The 18834-nt window shown below is 60.4% G+C and carries 23 protein-coding genes and 1 tRNA gene; 19 read left to right on the top strand and 5 right to left on the bottom strand.

Annotated elements, in window-relative coordinates; all coding sequences use genetic code 11:
* Positions 1 to 48 precede the first annotated feature (48 nt).
* A complete protein-coding gene (locus AC1DM5_RS11565) occupies positions 49 to 402 on the top strand; it encodes a hypothetical protein (RefSeq protein WP_477819923.1) in 354 nt (117 codons plus the stop codon).
* Positions 403 to 442: 40 nt separating this feature from the next.
* Complete coding sequence (locus tag AC1DM5_RS11560; protein ID WP_477819922.1) at positions 443 to 808, top strand: hypothetical protein; 366 nt, start codon at positions 443 to 445, stop codon at positions 806 to 808.
* Positions 809 to 883: 75 nt separating this feature from the next.
* On the opposite strand, the gene AC1DM5_RS11555 is transcribed toward AC1DM5_RS11560, so the two are convergent.
* Positions 884 to 973 (bottom strand) — tRNA-Ser (locus tag AC1DM5_RS11555).
* A gap of 303 nt (positions 974 to 1276) precedes the next feature.
* Here AC1DM5_RS11555 and rplU point away from each other — a divergent pair.
* The 4 genes from rplU (at position 1277) to AC1DM5_RS11535 (ending at position 3264) form a co-directional block, all read left to right on the top strand.
* A complete protein-coding gene (rplU, locus tag AC1DM5_RS11550) occupies positions 1277 to 1594 on the top strand; it encodes a 50S ribosomal protein L21 (RefSeq protein WP_037102071.1) in 318 nt (105 codons plus the stop codon).
* Positions 1595 to 1628: 34 nt separating this feature from the next.
* On the top strand, positions 1629 to 1898 hold the full coding sequence (rpmA, locus tag AC1DM5_RS11545; RefSeq protein WP_007824841.1) for a 50S ribosomal protein L27: 270 nt from the start codon (positions 1629 to 1631) through the stop codon (positions 1896 to 1898).
* A 125-nt stretch (positions 1899 to 2023) separates the two neighbouring features.
* Positions 2024 to 2680 carry a GNAT family N-acetyltransferase gene (locus AC1DM5_RS11540; RefSeq protein ID WP_477819921.1) on the top strand — a complete coding sequence of 219 codons (657 nt, stop codon included), beginning with the start codon at positions 2024 to 2026 and terminating at the stop codon, positions 2678 to 2680.
* The gene (locus AC1DM5_RS11535) at positions 2677 to 3264 is read left to right on the top strand and encodes a GNAT family N-acetyltransferase (RefSeq protein WP_477819920.1); all 588 of its coding nucleotides are present in this window, start codon (positions 2677 to 2679) and stop codon (positions 3262 to 3264) included. Before AC1DM5_RS11540 ends, AC1DM5_RS11535 begins: the two co-directional genes overlap by 4 nt.
* A 35-nt stretch (positions 3265 to 3299) precedes the next feature.
* On the opposite strand, the gene AC1DM5_RS11530 is transcribed toward AC1DM5_RS11535, so the two are convergent.
* Positions 3300 to 4166: an endonuclease/exonuclease/phosphatase family protein gene (locus tag AC1DM5_RS11530; protein ID WP_477819919.1), complete on the bottom strand. Its 867-nt coding sequence runs from the start codon at positions 4164 to 4166 to the stop codon at positions 3300 to 3302.
* 83 nt (positions 4167 to 4249) lie between these two features.
* On the opposite strand from AC1DM5_RS11530, the gene obgE reads away from it, so the two are divergent.
* The 7 genes from obgE to modC all read left to right on the top strand — a co-directional run bounded on the left by obgE (position 4250) and on the right by modC (position 11525).
* The gene (gene obgE, locus AC1DM5_RS11525) at positions 4250 to 5320 is read left to right on the top strand and encodes a GTPase ObgE (protein ID WP_477819918.1); all 1071 of its coding nucleotides are present in this window, start codon (positions 4250 to 4252) and stop codon (positions 5318 to 5320) included.
* Positions 5313 to 6482 (top strand): glutamate 5-kinase, encoded by a 1170-nt coding sequence (gene proB / locus AC1DM5_RS11520; RefSeq protein ID WP_477819917.1) that lies wholly within the window; start codon positions 5313 to 5315, stop codon positions 6480 to 6482. Before obgE ends, proB begins: the two co-directional genes overlap by 8 nt.
* A complete protein-coding gene (locus tag AC1DM5_RS11515) occupies positions 6475 to 7758 on the top strand; it encodes a glutamate-5-semialdehyde dehydrogenase (protein WP_477819916.1) in 1284 nt (427 codons plus the stop codon). Before proB ends, AC1DM5_RS11515 begins: the two co-directional genes overlap by 8 nt.
* A gap of 37 nt (positions 7759 to 7795) precedes the next feature.
* Positions 7796 to 8395, top strand: a complete 600-nt coding sequence (locus AC1DM5_RS11510; protein ID WP_477975091.1) for a nicotinate-nucleotide adenylyltransferase — start codon at positions 7796 to 7798, stop codon at positions 8393 to 8395.
* Positions 8396 to 8889: 494 nt separating this feature from the next.
* Positions 8890 to 9681 (top strand): molybdate ABC transporter substrate-binding protein, encoded by a 792-nt coding sequence (gene modA, locus AC1DM5_RS11505; RefSeq protein WP_477819915.1) that lies wholly within the window; start codon positions 8890 to 8892, stop codon positions 9679 to 9681.
* Positions 9682 to 9756: 75 nt separating this feature from the next.
* Complete coding sequence (gene modB / locus AC1DM5_RS11500) at positions 9757 to 10458, top strand: molybdate ABC transporter permease subunit (RefSeq protein ID WP_439016885.1); 702 nt, start codon at positions 9757 to 9759, stop codon at positions 10456 to 10458.
* Positions 10455 to 11525: a molybdenum ABC transporter ATP-binding protein gene (gene modC / locus AC1DM5_RS11495; RefSeq protein ID WP_477819914.1), complete on the top strand. Its 1071-nt coding sequence runs from the start codon at positions 10455 to 10457 to the stop codon at positions 11523 to 11525. Before modB ends, modC begins: the two co-directional genes overlap by 4 nt.
* On the opposite strand, the gene AC1DM5_RS11490 is transcribed toward modC, so the two are convergent.
* Positions 11526 to 11903, bottom strand: a complete 378-nt coding sequence (locus tag AC1DM5_RS11490) for a winged helix-turn-helix domain-containing protein (RefSeq protein ID WP_477819913.1) — start codon at positions 11901 to 11903, stop codon at positions 11526 to 11528. It lies immediately after the preceding gene.
* A gap of 209 nt (positions 11904 to 12112) precedes the next feature.
* Here AC1DM5_RS11490 and rsfS point away from each other — a divergent pair, with 209 nt between their 5' ends.
* The 6 genes from rsfS (at position 12113) to AC1DM5_RS11460 (ending at position 17856) form a co-directional block, all read left to right on the top strand.
* On the top strand, positions 12113 to 12556 hold the full coding sequence (gene rsfS, locus AC1DM5_RS11485; protein ID WP_007824813.1) for a ribosome silencing factor: 444 nt from the start codon (positions 12113 to 12115) through the stop codon (positions 12554 to 12556).
* 118 nt (positions 12557 to 12674) lie between these two features.
* Positions 12675 to 13157, top strand: a complete 483-nt coding sequence (rlmH, locus tag AC1DM5_RS11480) for a 23S rRNA (pseudouridine(1915)-N(3))-methyltransferase RlmH (RefSeq protein WP_477819912.1) — start codon at positions 12675 to 12677, stop codon at positions 13155 to 13157.
* Positions 13158 to 13311: 154 nt separating this feature from the next.
* The gene (locus tag AC1DM5_RS11475; RefSeq protein WP_477819949.1) at positions 13312 to 14721 is read left to right on the top strand and encodes a murein hydrolase activator EnvC family protein; all 1410 of its coding nucleotides are present in this window, start codon (positions 13312 to 13314) and stop codon (positions 14719 to 14721) included.
* Positions 14711 to 16033 (top strand): S41 family peptidase, encoded by a 1323-nt coding sequence (locus AC1DM5_RS11470; protein ID WP_477819911.1) that lies wholly within the window; start codon positions 14711 to 14713, stop codon positions 16031 to 16033. The genes AC1DM5_RS11475 and AC1DM5_RS11470 overlap by 11 nt, the downstream gene beginning before the upstream one ends.
* 77 nt (positions 16034 to 16110) lie before the next feature.
* Positions 16111 to 17310, top strand: coding sequence for a divergent polysaccharide deacetylase family protein (locus tag AC1DM5_RS11465; RefSeq protein WP_477819910.1), 1200 nt, complete (start codon positions 16111 to 16113; stop codon positions 17308 to 17310).
* A 12-nt stretch (positions 17311 to 17322) separates the two neighbouring features.
* The gene (locus AC1DM5_RS11460) at positions 17323 to 17856 is read left to right on the top strand and encodes an RNA pyrophosphohydrolase (protein ID WP_007824800.1); all 534 of its coding nucleotides are present in this window, start codon (positions 17323 to 17325) and stop codon (positions 17854 to 17856) included.
* Between the two features lie 88 nt (positions 17857 to 17944).
* Here AC1DM5_RS11460 and bfr read toward each other — a convergent pair whose 3' ends face one another.
* Positions 17945 to 18430 carry a bacterioferritin gene (gene bfr / locus AC1DM5_RS11455; protein ID WP_477819909.1) on the bottom strand — a complete coding sequence of 162 codons (486 nt, stop codon included), beginning with the start codon at positions 18428 to 18430 and terminating at the stop codon, positions 17945 to 17947.
* The gene (locus AC1DM5_RS11450; protein ID WP_477819948.1) at positions 18396 to 18794 is read right to left on the bottom strand and encodes a (2Fe-2S)-binding protein; all 399 of its coding nucleotides are present in this window, start codon (positions 18792 to 18794) and stop codon (positions 18396 to 18398) included. The genes bfr and AC1DM5_RS11450 overlap by 35 nt, the downstream gene beginning before the upstream one ends.
* Positions 18795 to 18834: the final 40 nt, after the last annotated feature.

Raw genomic sequence — 18834 nt, 5'->3', positions numbered from 1 at the left:
TTGTGAGCGCTGCAGGTTGACCCGTGACATCGGTATGCCCACGGCGCCGTGTTCGAGCGCTTCCTGGGCAATCTGACAGTCGGCTTCTCGCGCATGACCGGCCTGCTGCATTGGGATGATTTTCAAAAAACGCTCGCCTCGCGCATGATCCAGAATCGCATTTTGGCGAATGCCAAGAAGGCGGCGCAAAGCGGCTTTGCCTCCCTGCAGGCCAAGGAGCGTGCCTATATGGGCTTCCTCGGCATCGGCGAGCAGCGCGCCGAAGACCTGGGCCGGTTCTTCGCCCACCACGGCGAAACGCTTGATGGCGGCAAGGTCGCCAATACCGAAGCCGGGGGCGACGACGCGATTGCCGCAACCGCTCGCCGCGCCTTCCGCGCTGCGATCAAACAAGGACGTTGATTCCGACATCGTCATAGGGGCGTGGGCGACGTGCCGCTCTTTGCGTCAACGCCTGTCGGGCGCGCTGCTGCAGTTCAAATCCTTCGCCATCGCCTCCAATCAGCGCGTGCAGATCCACGGCCTGCAGGAAGACAAGACCCGCCTCGTCGGCGGCATCGTCGGCATGACGACGATCGGCGCTTTCATCCATGCACTGGAGAAGTTGGGTGCGCCCAGCCTCCATACCGGCGCATCAGCACTCTTTCCGAATGCCAGCCAGGAAGCGTCGGCAAGCCGCTACGCCTCGCGCTCGATAGTCGGCAGCTTCCTCGGCCCGACCTACGAGCTTGCTTCGGATGCCACCAGCCTCGCCGGCCTGGCTGCCACCAATGCGAAGGGGCGGTCACAGGCAACGCGCCCGGCATGACCGAAGGCGATATTGCGACGGTCCGCCGGCTGACGCCCTTGCGAGCCTGCCTTACTGCCGATGGTTGATTGACGATGGCGGAGAGGGTGGGATTTGAACCCACGATACCCTTGCAGGTATGCCGCATTTCGAGTGCGGTGCATTCGACCACTCTGCCACCTCTCCGCGGTCTCGGTCGGCGCTTGTTCGGCGCGGGCGTTCTCATAACGAGCAAATGACAGACTGGCAAGCCGAAATCTCAAGCTTTTCCATCCTTTTGCCTTGACACCTTTTTGTCACTCGCGTATCCCGCTTTCGCAATAGGAGTGGAGTAATCCGCCCCTTGCCCGCCTCGCGCTCGCGTGGGGCTTCACCGGCAGACCAGAGTTCCGGGCCAGTTCCCTGAAATCCCTGCTTAACTTCGACTGATAAGAAGACAGCCACCTGCGCTTTGCGGGGAGAGCTGGATCGAACATGAAAGGACAAAATATGTTCGCAGTCATCAAGACCGGCGGTAAGCAGTATCGCGTGGCAGCCAATGACGTGCTGACCATCGAGAAGCTTGAAGCCACCGCTGGCGACTCCATTGAATTCACCGAAGTCCTCGTGATCGGCGAAGGCGCCGACGCAGCGATCGGTGCGCCCTTCGTAACCGGCGCCTCCGTCAAGGCGGAAGTCGTCGACCAGACCCGCGGCAAGAAGGTTATCGCCTTCAAGAAGCGTCGTCGTCAGAATTCGAAGCGTTCGCGCGGCCATCGCCAGCATCACACGGTTGTCCGTATCACGGACATCGTGGCCGCCAAGTAAGATCAACGGGTTTCAGGTTTAAAGGAGAACTCCAATGGCACATAAAAAAGCTGGCGGTTCCTCGCGTAACGGTCGCGATTCCGATTCCAAGCGCCTCGGCGTGAAGAAGTTCGGCGGCGAAAACGTCGTAGCAGGCAACATCATCGTTCGCCAGCGCGGAACCCAGTGGCATCCGGGCGCCAATGTCGGCCTCGGCAAGGATCACACCATTTTTGCGCTTACGGCTGGCAATGTGGACTACCGAACGAAGGCCAATGGTCGCGTGTACGTGTCTGTAATGCCGAAAGCGGAAGCAGCGGAATAAGCCGGTAGCGCTCTAAAACAGCCGGCGTCTCATCGACCCGGCTGGCCATACCAGGTTCAGTCCAGAAAACAGGGGAGATGGGGCGCCATCTCCCCTTTTTCTTTGTCCAAACAGGAGGACTGAACATGCAAGGCGAAATGACAAGGGTCGACCAATCACGGTCGCCCAGGGAAGACCAGCGGTCTCCCATGGAACGGCTGAGGCCGGAGCGGTTAAGGACCGATTGCCCTGTCTTGTTATCGGAAAGGCTCGTCATGCGCGCGCCCCACGAAGAAGACATTGACGCCCTTGCCCATCTCGCCAACAACGCCAAAGTCGCCACCATGGTATCGCGTATGCCGCACCCATATACCGCCAATGATGCCGCCGACTTTGTTTGGCGTACGCGAAATGGCGAGATTGGCAAGTGCGTCTATGCGATCACCAAGGCCGAGAACGGCGCCTTCATGGGTTGCTGCGGCGTGGAACCGCATACCGACGAGAAGACCGTCGAGATCGGTTACTGGCTGGGCGAGCCCTATTGGAACCAGGGTTATATGACCGAGGCATGCCATGCCCTCGTCGACATGGTGTTCAGGACGAGGCAGCAGGTCGAGCAGATCGATGCCCGCTGCCGGGTCATGAACGTCGCCTCGCGCCGCGTCATCCAGAAGTGCGGCTTCCAGTTCCAGGGATCCGGTCTTGCCGCATCGCTGGCGCTAGGCAGCAATGTGCCGGTCGAATGGTACCGGCTCGACCGCAAGACCTGGATGTCGCTCAGAAGCTGGGGGGCAATCTCATGAATGCCGCACCCCTGCAAAGACCCGGGACCAAGCCCATGATGCCCGGCCCCGCGCCGGTCATATCAACGGCAAGGCTAACGCTTCGCCCGCATAGGCTGAGTGACGCTCCGGCGATTGCGGAATCGCTTTCCGATTTCGCAGTCACCCGCATGCTGGCCCGCGTTCCCGCCCCCTATGACCGGCAGGATGCGCTGGACTGGCTGGTTCCGGTCATATCGGGCGTCATGCCGGATTGGGCACTGGCAATAACAGGCAATGACGACGTCCATATCGGCAATGTGTCGATCGAACTTCGTCACGGCCGCTGGCACCTCGGTTATTGGCTGAACCGCTACTACTGGCAGCGCGGCTATATGAGCGAGGCGGCCGAAGCCATGCTCGAGCGTTTCTCGCGGCGCATGCCTGACGTTCCGGTTCATTCGGGCGTCTTTGCCGACAATCCTGCATCACTCCGGCTGCAGGAAAAGCTCGGTTTCCGGATGACCGGCTGCAGCGAAATCTACTCCTTCGCCCGCAACACCATGGTCGCCCATATCGAAACCGTGCTGCAGCCAGGCGCTCTGCAGCAGAAAAAGGTCGCCTGACATAAGAAGGACGCCGCGCTTAAGGCGGCGTCCTTTCAATCGCCGATCTCGACCCGGAGGGGAAAATGATCGGAACCCAGGGAATTCGTATCAATGACAGCGGATTTCAACCGGTCCTTGAGGCCGCAACTGACGAAACAGTAATCGATATGCATGCGCCTGCCGTGATCTTCCGGATCCATCCAGCTGTAGCTGCCGGGCCCATAGGCGCCAAGCGCCGCAAAGGCATCGATCGGCGTGCCGATCCGCGCCGTGCGGCCGTAAAACCCGTCAAAGGCGCCAGCGAAGGTGCAGTATTCCGGCGATTCCGGCTCCATATTGAAATCGCCCATAATAATGTAATCCTCCGGCAGCGGCGGCTCGGGAAGCCCGAATTCGCATGCTCCGGTCAGCGACGCGCCTTCCTGAATGAACGCATTGATGCGGTCTCCGAGATGGTGGAGTTGCGCAATGCGCTCGTCGATGGAAACGTGGTCGAGATGGACGGAATAGACGCGGACAGCACCATCAGGCATGGCAATAACGGCTTCCGTCGCGCCGCGCTGCAAATTGATCTTGTCGACCGTGCGGCTGCGCGGCAGAAGCAGCGTTCGCGTCGACAGGATGGGCCAGCGCGACAGAACCATATTGCCGAACTGGAAACGGGTGCCGCGCGGCGGGGAAACCTGGCCTTCCGGCGCCTCGACATGTATGTCGCAGGCCGGTCCATAGACCCAGAAATGGTCGGGAAACAGGGCCGCAATGATATCAGGCATGTCGGCATAATCGTTCCGAACGAAACCTCTCGTCACCTCCTGCAGGGCGATGACATCAGCGCCTTCGAGACTTTTGACGACGCGTTCCAGATCGTATCTGCCATCGAGACCGAAGCCGTACTGTATGTTATAGCTCGCAAAAATCACGATATTCTTTGACCTCCGCCTGAACCGCCTATATCGAATGGGCCAAGAGGGGTCGCCCAAACGCACCGAGTACTGGAAGTAAAATGAAATTTCTCGATGAAGCAAAGGTCTATATCCGGTCGGGTGATGGCGGCGCAGGCAGCGTTTCCTTCCGTCGTGAGAAGTTCATCGAGTTCGGCGGGCCGGATGGCGGCGACGGTGGGCGCGGCGGCGACGTCTGGGTAGAAGCCGTCAACGGCCTCAACACACTGATCGATTTTCGTTACCAGCAGCACTTCAAGGCCAAGGTCGGCATGCACGGCATGGGCAAGAACCGCACCGGCGCCAACGGCGACGACGTGACGCTCAAGGTTCCCGTCGGCACGCAGATCTTCGAAGAGGATCAGGAAAGCCTCATCTGCGACCTGACCGAGGAAGGCCAGCGCTTCTGCCTCGCAAAAGGCGGCAATGGCGGCTTCGGCAACACCCACTTCAAGTCTTCGATCAATCAGGCGCCGGACTGGGCCAATCCCGGACTTGAGGGCGAAGAAAAGACCATCTGGCTGCACCTGAAGCTGATTGCCGATGCCGGCCTCGTCGGCCTGCCGAATGCCGGCAAGTCCACCTTCCTCGCTTCCGTGACACGCGCCCGGCCGAAGATCGCCAATTACCCGTTCACGACGCTGCACCCCAACCTCGGTGTCGCGACCATCGACGAGCGAGAATTCATCCTTGCCGATATTCCCGGTCTTATCGAAGGCGCGCATGAGGGCGTGGGCATCGGCGACCGCTTCCTCGGCCATGTCGAGCGCACGCGCGTACTGCTGCATCTCGTCTCTGCCCAGGAGGAAAAGGTCGGCAAGGCCTACAAGACGGTGAAGCACGAGCTCGAAGCCTATGGCAACGACCTGGTCGACAAGCCGGAAATTGTCGCGCTCTCGCAGATCGACGTACTCGACGATGCGACCCTGAAGAAGAAGGCCAAGGAACTCGCCAAGGCCTGCGGCAAGACACCCTTCCTGATTTCCGCCGTCACCGGCAAGGGAATGACGGAAGTGCTGCGCGCGCTGCGCGACATCATCGTCGAAGCCAATACGGTAGAGAAGCCGGCCAAGACGCCAAAACTGCGCCATCGCGACATGATCCTCACCGACGAGGACGAGAGCGATGAGTAATCGCAAGCCGCTGGACCGATATCGCCGCGTCGTCATCAAGATCGGCTCCGCGCTCTTGGTCGATCGCAAGACCGGCCTGAAGAAATCATGGCTCGATGCCATGTGCGCCGATATCGCTGCGCTGAAGTCCAAAGGCGTCGATGTGCTCGTGGTCTCCTCCGGTGCCATCGCTCTTGGCCGCTCGGTGCTCGATCTTCCCTCCGGCGCCCTGAAGCTGGAGGAAAGCCAGGCGGCAGCGGCCGTCGGCCAGATCGCGTTGGCCCGGGCTTGGTCCGAAAGCCTCTCACACGATGAGATCGTCGCCGGCCAGATCCTGCTGACCTTGGGCGATACCGAAGAGCGGCGCCGTTACCTCAACGCCCGCGCCACCATCAATCAGCTTCTGAAGATCGGCGCCGTGCCGATCATCAACGAGAACGACACGGTCGCAACCAGCGAAATCCGTTATGGCGACAATGATCGCCTTGCTGCCCGCGTCGCCACCATGACCGGTGCCGACCTGCTGATCCTTCTCTCCGATATCGACGGTCTCTACACCGCGCCGCCGCATCTCGATCCGGATGCGCAATTCCTGGAAACCATTGCGGAAATCACCCCCGAGATCGAAGCCATGGCCGGTGGTGCGGCCTCGGAACTCTCACGCGGCGGCATGCGCACCAAAATCGATGCCGGCAAGATTGCGACGACTTCGGGCTGCGCCATGATCATCGCGTCGGGAAAGACGGAAAGTCCGCTTTCGGCAATCGAAAACGGTGCGCGTTCCTCCTGGTTTGCGCCTTCGGGCACGCCCGTTACCGCCCGCAAGACCTGGATCGCCGGACAGCTTCAGCCGGCCGGCATGCTGCATCTCGATGAAGGCGCCGTCACCGCACTCGGCGCTGGCAAGAGCCTGCTGCCCGCTGGCGTGCGCAGCATCTCCGGCAATTTCGCCCGCGGCGATACGGTTGCGATCATCGCCCCCTCCGGCCGCGAGGTCGCCCGTGGGCTGGTCAGCTACGATGCGGAGGAAGCCCGCCAGATCGCCGGTCGCAAATCGGCAGACATCGAGGCGATCCTCGGTTATCCCGGTCGCGCCGCCATGGTCCATCGCGACGATATGGTCATGACGGCGCAGATTGGTTCGAAATCGGAAAGGCAGAAGAAGGACGCAAGCTATGCTTGATACAGTTGCGCAGAGCCCTGACATTGACGTGCTGATGAACGACATCGGCCGCAAGGCCAAGGCCGCCGCGCGACCATTGGGCTTTGCTCCAACCGACGCCAAGAACAAGGCGCTCAACGCCATGGCCGATGCTATCATGGCGAACAAGGCTCAGATCCTTTCGGAAAATGCCAAGGATTTGAAGGATGTGGAGGGCACGGACATGCTCACCTCCTTCATCGACCGCCTCACGCTGAACGACAAGCGCGTCACGGAAATGGCCGAGGGCATCCGCGCGATCGCCGCTCTTCCCGATCCTGTCGGCGAAGTCATCGCCGCCTGGGATCGTCCGAATGGCCTGAAGATCGAACGCGTCCGCACGCCACTCGGCGTCATCGGCGTCATCTTCGAAAGCCGGCCGAACGTCACGGCCGATGCCGGTGCGCTCTGCCTGAAGGCCGGCAATGCGGTGATCCTGCGCTGCGGTTCGGATTCGCGCCGTTCCTCGGCTGCGATCCATGCCTGTATGGTCGAGGGCCTGAAGGCAGCCGGTCTACCGGAACATGCGATCCAGCTTGTACCCGTGACAGATCGCGCCGCTGTCGGCGCCATGCTGCGCGGGCTTGATGGTGCAATCGACGTTATCGTGCCGCGCGGCGGCAAGAGCCTCGTTGCTCGCGTTCAGAGCGAGGCACGCGTACCAGTTTTCGCCCATCTCGAAGGCCTCTGCCATATCTATGTCGACGCCTCCGCCGATCTCGAAATGGCCAAGAACATCATCGTCAATGCCAAGATGCGCCGCACCGGCGTCTGCGGCGCAGCCGAGACCCTGCTGCTCGACGGCGCCGCCATCGGCACGCATCTGACGCCACTGATCGAGGCTCTCATTGAAGCCGGCTGCGAGGTTCGCGGTTCGGCCACGGTTCTCAAGGTCGTGCCGGGCCTGAAGCCTGCCACCGAAGAAGACTGGTCGACCGAATATCTGGATGCCATCATTTCCGTTGCCGTCGTTGACGGCATTTCCGGCGCGATCGACCATATCCAGAAATATTCGTCGAACCATACCGAAGCCGTGCTTGCCGAAGACCCTGAAGTCGTCGAACGCTTCTTTACGGAGATCGACTCGGCCATCCTGCTGCATAACGCCTCGACCCAGTTTGCCGATGGCGGTGAATTTGGCATGGGTGCGGAGATCGGCATCGCCACCGGCAAGATGCATGCGCGTGGCCCTGTTGGCGTCGAGCAGCTCACCTCCTTTAAATACCGCGTTCGCGGTCATGGACAGACGCGGCCCTGACGTGACCACAGAGCATATAGACCGGCGCTATCTCCGCATGCCGCATAGCGAACGCGGCATGATCGTCGGTCTATTCGGCGGCTCGTTCAATCCGCCGCATGAAGGCCATGCCCTGGTCGCCGAAATCGCCATCCGCCGCCTGGGGCTGGATCAGCTCTGGTGGATGGTGACACCGGGCAATCCGTTGAAAAGCCGCAATTATCTGGCACCACTTTCGGAGCGTATAGCGCGCAGCGAGAGCATTGCCACCGACCCGCATATCAAGGTCACCGCCTTCGAACAGGCATTTGGCGTGAGCTACACGGCCAATACGCTTGCCCGCGTGAAGGCGCGTAACCCGCATGTGCATTTCATCTGGATCATGGGCGCCGACAGCCTGCAAAATTTCCATCGCTGGCAGAAATGGCAGAATATTGCGCGAACCTTCCCGATCGCTGTCATCGACCGGCCGGGCTCGACGCTCTCTTACCTTTCCTCGAAAATGGCCAAGACCTTTGCCTTTGCCCGCATCGATGAAGATGATGCCCGTGTTCTCTGGAAGAAGCCGGCACCCGCCTGGACCTTCATTCATGGTCCACGCTCGACTTTGAGCTCGACAGCCATCCGCAACGGCGATTCGCACAAGGCCRCGGAATAAATCGGATTGTTTGAAAGTTCCCAGAAATGAAAAGCCCGACGCGGGAGGAGGTGCGTCGGGCTTAAAACTTGATCGACAACTGGGAGGAGGAGTGTTGTCGATCCTATCGGACGGCTATGGGAGGAGGAGAAGCCGTCGGATGATTGTGTTTTAGCACATTTGTTCAGAAGGTGAATATAGGCTAGTGCATTGCAGCAATGCACGAAATGCAAACCTCCGTGGAACTGAATCGAATTCCCTGCCAGTTTTATCAGCAAAAACAGGTCGATCCAAACTGGCTTGCCAGATCCCTTGCCATTTACCAAGCAGAAGCGCCACATTTTTGCCTCACGAACTCTAGGCTTGACGGGAGCCATGCGCCTCACGAATGCGTGAAGAGACGGCGCGGACAAATCACGTCTCCGCCGTCGTTATGTTTTATGAAATACAACTCTAGCCAAAGCTCACACGCCGTTATATTCGTCTAAATATTTCGAGCCCGGGGAGAATAAATTATGCAGAGCCGCCGCCACTGGATGAAACTGGCAACCGCCGCGATCTCGGCCATCTGGCTTGGTGCAGCAGCGCTTTCGACGCCTGCCGCAGCCACCGAAAAGGTAACTGTCTTCGCCGCCGCAAGCCTCAAGGATGCGCTTGATGCGGCCAACGCCGCCTGGGCCAAGGAAAGCGGCAAGGAAGCTGTTGCTTCTTACGCAGCAAGCGGTGCACTGGCAAAGCAGATCGAAAATGCAGCCCCGGCTGACGTCTTCATTTCTGCCGACCTGAACTGGATGGATTACGTCGCCGATAAAAAACTGATCAAGGCGGACACACGCTCCAACCTGCTCGGCAACCGCCTTGTTCTGGTCGCTGAAAACGGCAAGCAGAAGCCAGTTGAAATCAAGGCGGGCTTCGATCTCGCAAGCCTCATCGGCGACGGCAAGCTCGCCATGGGTGAGCCGAAATCGGTTCCGGCCGGCAAGTATGGCCAGACAGCGCTCGACAAACTCGGCGTCTGGAAGTCCGTCGAGACCAAGGTTGCCTATTCAGAAAGCGTGCGTGCCGCCCTCGCCCTCGTTTCCCGCGGCGAAGCGCCATACGGCATCGTCTATCAGACCGATGCGGCCGCCGATAAGGGCGTTGCAATCGTCGGAACCTTTCCGGCCGATTCCCATCCGCCGATCATCTATCCGATCGCCCTGCTCGCCGAGAGCAAGAACCCGGATGCTGCTGCCTATCTCGACTTCCTGAAGTCGGACAAGGCTGCCCCTTTCTTCACTGCGCAGGGTTTCACCATCCTGAAATAATTGCGTAATTGGCGCCCAAAGCTTAGCGTGAAGGCTCGCTTCGGCGGGCCTTCACTGTTTCGGAGAAGATGACGCTTGGATATGTTCGGCTTGAGCGATGAGGAATGGACGGCGATCCTGCTGAGCCTGCGCATTTCCTTCGTCGCCATGGTGGCAAGCCTGCCGCTCGGCATCCTCGTCGCCCTGCTGCTTGCCCGCGGCCGCTTCTGGGGCAAGTCCATCCTGAATGGCATCGTCCATCTGCCGCTGATCCTGCCACCTGTTGTTACCGGCTTTATTCTCCTCATCCTTTTCGGCCGCCGCGGCCCGATCGGCAGCCTGCTGGATCAATATCTGGGTATCGTGCTCTCCTTCCGCTGGACGGGTGCAGCACTCGCCTGCGGCGTCATGGGCTTTCCACTGATGGTGCGCAGCATCCGTCTCTCCATCGAGGCCGTCGACCGCAAGCTCGAGGAAGCGGCCGGAACGCTCGGCGCGAGCCCGGCATTAGTCTTCCTGACCGTCACGCTGCCGCTGATCATTCCCGGCGTCATTACCGGCATGATCCTCTGCTTTGCCAAGGCGATGGGCGAGTTCGGCGCCACCATCACCTTCGTCTCCAATATCCCGGGCGAAACGCAGACCCTGTCGACCGCCATCTATACTTTTACTCAGGTGCCTGGTGGTGACGCCGTCGCCATGCGGCTCACCCTCATTTCCATCGCCATTTCCATGCTGGCCCTGCTCGCGTCGGAATTCCTCGCGTATCTCGCCGGCCGGAGGATCGATCCGGAATGACGCTCATCGTCGAAGCAAGACATCGCCTCGGCGCCTTCGGGCTCGATGCCGCCTTCACCTCCGAACGCGGTGTGACGGCGCTCTTCGGCCGTTCCGGCTCCGGCAAGACCTCCGTGATCCGCATCATTGCTGGCCTCACCCGACCGGCCGAAGGCCGGGTCCTGCTCGACGGCGAGGCGCTGACGGATACGGCAAAGGGCATCTTCGTTCCCCGGCACCGCCGCCGTTTCGGCTACGTCTTCCAGGAAGCGCGGCTCTTTCCGCACTTGAGCGTCCGGACAAACCTCTCCTATGGCCGCTGGTTCACACCGAAATCCGCACGCATTGAAAATTTCGATCGTGTCGTCGACCTGCTCGGCATCGGCCAGTTGCTCGCCCGCAGCCCTTCGAAGTTGTCGGGGGGCGAAAAGCAGCGTGTCGCAATCGGTCGCGCACTGCTTTCTTCGCCGCGCCTGCTCCTGATGGACGAGCCCCTGGCCGCCTTGGACGAAGCCCGCAAGGCGGAGATTCTGCCCTATCTTGAGCGTCTGCGTGACGAGATGGATATTCCGATCGTCTATGTCAGCCATTCGATCTCCGAAGTCGCGCGCCTGGCAAATCGGGTCGTGGTCATGCGCGACGGCAAGGTGGAAGCCGCAGGCCCCGCAGCAGAAATCCTCAGTCGTTCGTCGCTGCTCCCGGAAGACCGAAAGGAAGCGGGTGCCGTGCTGGAAGGCACAGTCGAAAGTATCGATTTGGCCCATCGGATTTCGACAGTGCTGCTGAAGGCGGGCAAGCTCTATGTTCCTGGTGCCGCGCCCGCCATAGGCAAGCCCGTGCGCATCCACATCCCCGCCCGAGACGTGATGCTGGCAACACGAAAGCCGGAAGGGTTGAGCGCCCTCAACATTCTGGAGGGAACCGTCACGCAGGTTTCGCCGACGGAGGATGGAACCGTCGAGATCCGCCTCGATTGCACCGGCGACGCTGTGCTCTCGCGCATCACCGCTCTGTCCTGCGAGCGTCTGGGACTACGCCCGGGCATGCCGGCTTTCGCCGTTATCAAGACGGTGGCACTGGAAGCCTGATCAGCGCCGGCCGTCCGGCTGCAGATTGCGGTTGTTTTCCAGCCAGGCGAGATCATCGGCAAGGCTGGTGCGCACCGTCTTTTCCATGTCGCGAAAGCGCGCCAGCAGCAGCTCCCCGAATGGCGTCAGTGCCGCACCACCACCCTTCTGGCCGCCGCGCTGCGATTCCACCACCTGCGCCTTGAACATGCGGTTCATCTCGGCAACCAGCATCCAGGCACGGCGATAGGACATGTCCATGGCGCGGCCGGCCGCCGAGATCGAGCCTGTCTCGCGGATATGCTCGAGCAGTTCCATCTTGCCGTGGCCGAGGCGATCGTCATCGGGAAAGGTGATTCGCAGGACGGGTGCGAGCGGATTTTTGGCGGTTTCGGTCATTTCGGTCGGTATTTGCGGAAATCACCGGCACTTTACGCCCGACCGCAGACGCTGTACACCGCAACTCCAGCTCGACCGAGGGTCGAAATCTCGATTTCGTGACGCCAAATGCGGCTTTCCGCCGTTCGCGCGCTGCGCCGCGTCTTGAAACATTAATGGTTTGATGCCTATCTTAACCATGATCCGGTTCTGCTGGATCCGTGTTGTGCATGGTTTGTCATTCCAGGAAAGGGAAAGCACTGACAACAGTACACGCCAAGGGAAAAACGCTTGCCGTTATCCCGAAGGGTGCGGAACGTGGCGCCGATGCCGCCGCCCGTGCTCTGGAAGCCGTCCTCGTCAGCCTCGAGGACTCCAAAGCTGAAGATATCGTCACCATCAACATTGCCGGAAAATCGGCGCTGGGAGACTACATGGTTGTCGTCTCCGGCCGCTCGAACAGGCATGTCATGGCGATCGCCGATCATCTTCTGACTGATCTCAAGGACGAGGGCTTCGGTACTGCCCGCGTCGAAGGTCAGGAAGGCGGTGACTGGATCCTGATCGATACCGGTGACATCATTGTGCACGTGTTCCGTCCCGAAATTCGTGAGTTCTACAACATCGAAAAGATGTGGGCGGCTCCGGATATGGACGAGGAAACACGGCACTGACAGGCAGCCTGGCATTCGCCCGGCGCCTGGGACGTGGTAACTGACCGGGCCAGCTTTAGACGGCTGGCCGGTAAGCTTACTTTGCGCTTCCAAAGCGCGGCATAGCAGGAGCGGATGAATGCGGATTGGTCTTTTTGCGGTGGGACGGCTGAAGTCCGGCCCCGAAAAGGATCTTGCGGCCCGTTATTTCGACCGTTTTGCAAAGGCCGGTCCCGCGGTCGGCTTGGAATTCTCTCGTATCGCCGAAGTGGCCGAAAGCCGCGCCTCCAATGCGGAGACCCGCAAACGCGAGGAAGCGGCCATGCTGCTGAAATCGCTCCCCGAAGGCAGCATCCTCATTCTCCTCGACGAACGCGGCAAGGCGCTGGACAGCGAAGCTTTCGCCAATCTTCTCGGCGGCTACCGCGATCAGGGCAAACGCGACCTGACGATCGCAATCGGCGGTGCCGATGGCCTCGACCCTTCCCTCTACGACCGCGCCAACATGATCCTTTGCCTTGGCAAGATGACCTGGCCTCATCAGATCGTCCGCACGCTCATTGCCGAACAGCTCTATCGGGCCGTGACCATCCTGTCCGGCCACCCTTATCATCGCGTCTGATGCAGCCCAAAACACTCACGCAGCCGTGTTTTGCCTCAGAGCCTCTTCTCATTCAAACTTTCTGGCCAACAGCCCCAAATCAGCTTAGGTTCCGGGCGATTTGAACGAGTAAACCCCGACACGCATGACGAGAGCTGCCCCCAAGCGATCCCGCCTGTTTCTGCCGGCCGTTGCCGCAGGGCTCGGTGTGGCCGCCATTGTTATTTCGGGAAACCCGTTTGCCGTGCAGGCGCAGGATGCACCGCCACCGCCGGCAGCAGCCGAACCAGCGGCTCCGGTCACGTCAGCCGAACAGCCGCCGCCAGACCCTGCCGCCGAGCTTGCGAAGAAGCGCGACGAGACGAGGGCAGAGCTCGATAAGCTGTCGAAGACCATCAGCCTGTCCTCCGATAAGGTGACCGAGCTTCAAAGCAGCATCGGCAATCTGGAAAAGAGCACGGCAAGCATCCGCCAGGCGCTGATCGATTCCGCCGCGCGGCGCAAATCCCTGGAAGGCAAGATCCTCGACAGCGAAAAGAAGCTTGCTGAGCTCGGCGTCAAGGAAGACGGCATCCGCCGCTCGCTGCATGAGCGTCGCGGCGTTCTGGCCGAGGTTCTGGCCGCTCTTCAGCGCATGGGCCGCAACCCGCCACCCGCCCTTCTCGTCAGCCCCGACGATGCGCTCGCCTCTGTTCGCAGCGCCATTCTGCTCGGCGCCGTGGTGCCAGGCATCCGCAAGGAGACGGAAAAACTCGCAGCCGATCTGGCCAGCCTTGCTGCGCTGCAGACGGCGAGCGCCAAGGAGAGGGAAGGCCTGACCACCACCATGGCAAACAGCCTGGAGGAGGAGCGGCGCATGGATCTGCTGCTTGCCGAAAACGACAAGCTGGGCCGCTCCAACGCCGCCGAACTGGAAGCCGAAAAGCAGCGGTCTCAGGAGCTGGCAGGCAAGGCAACGACGCTCGAAAGCCTCGTCGCTTCCATGGAAACGGAAATCGCCTCCGTACGCGATGCCGCCGCTGCCGCCAGGCAGGCAGAGGAGAACCGCAAGCTCCTGACGGACGAGCAGCGCGCCCAGGCGAAGGCCCTGGCCGACAGCGGAGTGCCCGATAAAAACCGCATTGCGCCMGCATATCCCTTCGGAGAATTGAAGGCGAAACTGGAGCTGCCTGTGGCAGGCGATACTCTGCGCCAGTTCGGCGATGCCGACGGCACCGGACACGAGGCCATGGGAATGACGGTCGCGACCAATCCTGAAACGGTAGTGACGGCCCCTGCTGATGGGCTGGTGGTTTTCGCCGGCGCTTTCCGCAGCTATGGCCAGATGATCATTCTCGACGCTGGCGGCGGATATCACCTGGTTCTCTCAGGCATGGATACGATCAGCACCCGTCAGGGAAAATTCGTTTTCTCCGGCGAGCCCCTGGCCGTGATGGGTGCGAAAAGAGTGGCAAGCGCAACAGCATTGGCGCTGGAAACAGATCGGCCAACGCTTTACATTGAGTTTCGAAAGGACGGTAAACCGGTCGATTCCCGACCGTGGTGGACCGCCAAAGACACTGGAAAGGCACGCAATGATTCGTAGGGCTTCTCTTGTTCTGGTCGGCGCACTGATGGGCGCGACCGCGATGAGCGTCATTTACTCCGCAGGCGTGCCTGCAGAGGCGGCGGGAGCATCGACCTATAAGGAGCTTTCGGTATTCGGTGACGTCTTCGAACGCGTGCGTGCACAATATGTAACGCCGCCGGCCGAGGACAAGCTGATCGAAAGCGCCATCAATGGTATGCTGTCCTCGCTCGATCCGCATTCCAGCTACATGAATGCGAAGGACGCCGAAGACATGCGCACCCAGACCAAGGGTGAGTTCGGCGGCCTCGGTATCGAAGTCACCATGGAAGACGAACTCGTCAAGGTCATCACCCCGATCGACGATACTCCGGCTGCCAAGGCTGGCGTTCTGGCCGGTGACTATATCTCGGAAATCGATGGCCAGTCTGTTCGCGGCCTGAAGCTCGAAGACGCCGTCGAAAAGATGCGTGGCGCCGTCAACACGCCGATCAAGCTGACACTCATCCGCAAGGGCGCTGACAAGCCGATCGAACTGACGATCGTGCGCGATGTCGTTGCCGTGCAGGCCGTGAAGTCCCGCGTCGAGGACGATGTCGGCTACCTGCGTGTCATCTCCTTTACCGAGAAGACCTATCCGGATCTCGAAAAGGCGATCCAGAAGATCAAGGCGACCGTTCCGGCCGACAAGCTCAAGGGCTTTGTCCTTGACCTGCGCCTCAACCCCGGCGGCTTGCTGGATCAGGCGATCAACGTTTCCGACGCTTTCCTGGAACGTGGCGAAGTGGTCTCCACCCGCGGACGCAATCCGGACGAAACACGCCGCTTCAACGCTGGTCCGGGCGACCTGACGGACCACAAGCCGCTCATCGTTCTCATCAACGGTGGCTCGGCTTCCGCATCGGAAATCGTTGCCGGCGCCCTGCAGGACCTGCGTCGTGCCACCGTTCTCGGCACGCGTTCCTTCGGCAAGGGCTCTGTCCAGACGATCATTCCGCTCGGCGAAAACGGTGCATTGCGCCTGACGACGGCGCTTTACTACACGCCGTCGGGCCGCTCGATCCAGGGCACCGGCATTACGCCTGACATCAAGGTGGAAGAGCCCCTTCCGGCCGATCTTCAGGGCAAGATGGTGACCGAGGGCGAATCTGCCTTGCGCGGCCACATCAAGGGCCAGAGCGAGACCGACGAAGGTTCGGGCTCGATTGCCTACGTCCCGCCGGATCCCAAGGATGACGTCCAGCTCAACTACGCGCTCGATCTGTTGCGCGGCAAGAAGACTGACCCGTCCTTCCCGCCGGACCCTGAAAAGGCCGTCGTCGCCAAGTAATCCATCGATCTCAAGGCCGGGCAGCTCACCCGGCCTTGAGACTTTCTGCTGTTTCCCGGTTTTGGAGTGGCAACGAATTGGGAACGGACCTGCATGCACCTCTAGGCCGCAACCGCAAGGCCGCGCGAAAGCGCCCCGGCATATTGCGGATCGGACAGATTGCCGCGAGCGTCTGCCTTGTCGCGATTGGCGGCTTTTCACTTTACACCGCATTTCGCAATGATGGCCTCGAGCAGTCGAAGCCTCCGGCATTGCAGGACACAGCGGCCGCGCCGCCAACCGATACGATCCAGGAGCCGCAGGCATCTGGCAATCAGGCGGCAAACGGCATGCCGCGCTCCGAGCCGCAATCCGGTGCCAATGTAGAACGGATGGTGACAGGCGATGGTTCTGTCGTCACTAAATACAGCCCTCGCCCGCGCGACGGCAGCGGTCCGGTTCTAGTCGACGCCATGCAGATGGGCCAGGATCCTCGCATGGCGGCCATCCCCAACGACAATCTGCTCGAAGAGACACCCTTCGGCCGGCTGCCTATCACGGGTCCCGATGGCCGACGGCCGATGGATCAATATGCGCGGCCGTGGTCCGGCACGCGCGGCACCCGCATCGCGATCGTCCTCAGCGGCCTCGGTCTCAGCCAGACCGGCACGCAGCGCGCCATCAAGCAATTGCCGGAAGAAATCACTTTCGCCTTTGCTGCTAGTGGCAACAGTCTGCAGCGCTGGATGCAGGATGCGCGGCGCGGCGGCCATGAAATATTGCTGCAGGTGCCGCTGGAGCCGTTCGATTATCCAGCTAATGATCCAGGGCCGGACACGCTGCTGACGTCGAAGCCTGTGGCGCGCAATCTCGAAAGCCTGCACCGGGCGATGGGTGAGATCACCAACTATACCGGCATCATGAACTATCTGGGCGGACGTTTCCTCTCCGATCCCAAGGCTATGGAACCGGTCATGCGGGATATCGGCAAGCGTGGCCTGCTGTTCCTCGACGACGGGACTTCCGCGCAGTCCAAAACCGCCGTGGTCGCCAAAGGCACGGAGCTTCCTTACGCTTTCGCCGACCTGCAACTGGACAGCCAGGTCGATGTGAACACCATCTTGCAAAAACTCGACGAACTGGAGCGCATCGCCCGCCGCAACGGCCAGGCAATCGGTGTTGCCTCGGCCTTCGACGAGAGCATTGACGCGATCTCCAAATGGAGCGAGGAAGCGACTATGCGCGGCATCGAGATTGTCGGCGTCGCAGCGCTCGTCAACGACCCCAAGAATCCCTAAGCGGAGAAAACCATGAGCCAGGCGACCGTAAAAGCCGAGGACCTGCCCTATCGCCCCTGCGTCGGTGTAATGATCCTCAACCGCGAGGGCCTTGTCTGGGCCGGGCGGCGCATTCCCGACGGTAATTCGGAGTATGACGGTTCGCCCCAGCTCTGGCAGATGCCGCAGGGCGGCATCGACAAGGGCGAAGATCCACTGGAGGCAGCCTATCGCGAGCTTTACGAAGAGACCGGCATCCGGACCGTGACGCTGCTCGCCGAGGCCAAGGACTGGATCAATTACGACCTGCCGCCACAGCTGATCGGCATCGGGCTAAGGGGCAAGTACCGCGGCCAGACACAGCGCTGGTTCGCCTTCCGCTTCGAGGGCGACGAAAGTGAGATCGCCATCAACCCGCCGCCCGGCGGCCATGAGCCGGAATTCGACGCTTGGGAATGGAAGCCGATGGAAGACCTGCCCGGCCTGATCGTTCCCTTCAAGCGCGCGGTCTATGAACGGGTCGTGGCGGAATTCAGCCACCTTTCCGGCTTGATCCCAGAAGATTGAGCATCGAACGAAGCTGTCATCAATGCGTTCCAAAACGAAACCGGCCGCCTTAAAGGCGACCGGCTGAGATAAGATTGCCGATGACGAATTATTCGACTTCGTTGGCCGAATCTGCGTTGAGCTGACCATATTTGGCTTCGCCGATCTTCTCGAGCAGTTCGAGCTGCGTTTCGAGGAAGTCGATATGGCCTTCCTCGTCTGCCAGCAGCTCTTCGAAAAGCTTCATGGAAACGTAGTCGCCGGCGTCGTGACAGATATCGCGCGATTTCTTGTAGGCAGTACGGGCGTCATATTCGCCGGCAAGATCGGCCTCCAGAACTTCCTTGACGTTCTGACCGATGCGCAGCGGCGCAAGCGTCTGCAGATTGGGATGGCCTTCGAGGAAGATGATACGTGCGACCAGACGGTCGGCATGGTGCATTTCCTCGATCGATTCGGCGCGTTCCTTCTTGGCGAGCTTGGTGTAACCCCAGTCCTCAAGAAGGCGATAGTGGACCCAATATTGGTTGACTGCACCGAGCTCTAGAAAAAGGGCCTCGTTAAGCCGCTCGATGACTTTTTTGTCGCCTTTCAATGTCCGCTCTCCTGTTTTCCTCGTGGAATTGTTTCAAGCGGGACATGAAATCAAATATTTCCGTTTCCGTCGAGTGGCGACGGGCATGATAATCTTCGGTTGTCTGGATGATGATATCGACAACGTTCGGGAAACAGCCGCAGCAACGGCCGCGTTTGGCCATGGCGTGATAGACCTTCGCCGGCACGATAAGCTGCCAACAATCTTCGTCGAGAAGATTGTTGATGACGTCCCGGATTTCCTTGTCGGTTATGTAATTGCAACTGCAGACGAGCACGTCTTCATTCCAAACATGACACTTACTATCGTGTTTTCTGCAAAAGAAGATGGGAACTGTCAAGAAAATTCGCGACCCTCGTCCGATCACGATTCAGCGGCAGGATATCACACACCAGCGAGCGCAT

Source organism: Rhizobium sp. 01T437, from assembly GCF_056398505.1.
Note: the sequence above shows the minus strand (reverse complement) of the source record. Positions and strands in the feature narration are given on the sequence as shown.

What these genes read in the sequence shown, in the direction of transcription:
- rplU (WP_037102071.1), top strand. Translation starts at nt 1,277, where the DNA reads ATGTTCGCAGTCATCAAGACCGGCGGTAAGCAGTATCGCGTGGCAGCC.
- AC1DM5_RS11535 (WP_477819920.1), top strand. Translation starts at nt 2,677, where the DNA reads ATGAATGCCGCACCCCTGCAAAGACCCGGGACCAAGCCCATGATGCCC.
- rsfS (WP_007824813.1), top strand. Translation starts at nt 12,113, where the DNA reads ATGGTTTGTCATTCCAGGAAAGGGAAAGCACTGACAACAGTACACGCC.
- proB (WP_477819917.1), top strand. Translation starts at nt 5,313, where the DNA reads ATGAGTAATCGCAAGCCGCTGGACCGATATCGCCGCGTCGTCATCAAG.
- AC1DM5_RS11515 (WP_477819916.1), top strand. Translation starts at nt 6,475, where the DNA reads ATGCTTGATACAGTTGCGCAGAGCCCTGACATTGACGTGCTGATGAAC.
- AC1DM5_RS11470 (WP_477819911.1), top strand. Translation starts at nt 14,711, where the DNA reads ATGATTCGTAGGGCTTCTCTTGTTCTGGTCGGCGCACTGATGGGCGCG.
- AC1DM5_RS11540 (WP_477819921.1), top strand. Translation starts at nt 2,024, where the DNA reads ATGCAAGGCGAAATGACAAGGGTCGACCAATCACGGTCGCCCAGGGAA.
- obgE (WP_477819918.1), top strand. Translation starts at nt 4,250, where the DNA reads ATGAAATTTCTCGATGAAGCAAAGGTCTATATCCGGTCGGGTGATGGC.
- AC1DM5_RS11490 (WP_477819913.1), bottom strand. Translation starts at nt 11,903, where the DNA reads ATGACCGAAACCGCCAAAAATCCGCTCGCACCCGTCCTGCGAATCACC.
- rlmH (WP_477819912.1), top strand. Translation starts at nt 12,675, where the DNA reads ATGCGGATTGGTCTTTTTGCGGTGGGACGGCTGAAGTCCGGCCCCGAA.
- modC (WP_477819914.1), top strand. Translation starts at nt 10,455, where the DNA reads ATGACGCTCATCGTCGAAGCAAGACATCGCCTCGGCGCCTTCGGGCTC.
- modA (WP_477819915.1), top strand. Translation starts at nt 8,890, where the DNA reads ATGCAGAGCCGCCGCCACTGGATGAAACTGGCAACCGCCGCGATCTCG.
- rpmA (WP_007824841.1), top strand. Translation starts at nt 1,629, where the DNA reads ATGGCACATAAAAAAGCTGGCGGTTCCTCGCGTAACGGTCGCGATTCC.
- AC1DM5_RS11460 (WP_007824800.1), top strand. Translation starts at nt 17,323, where the DNA reads ATGAGCCAGGCGACCGTAAAAGCCGAGGACCTGCCCTATCGCCCCTGC.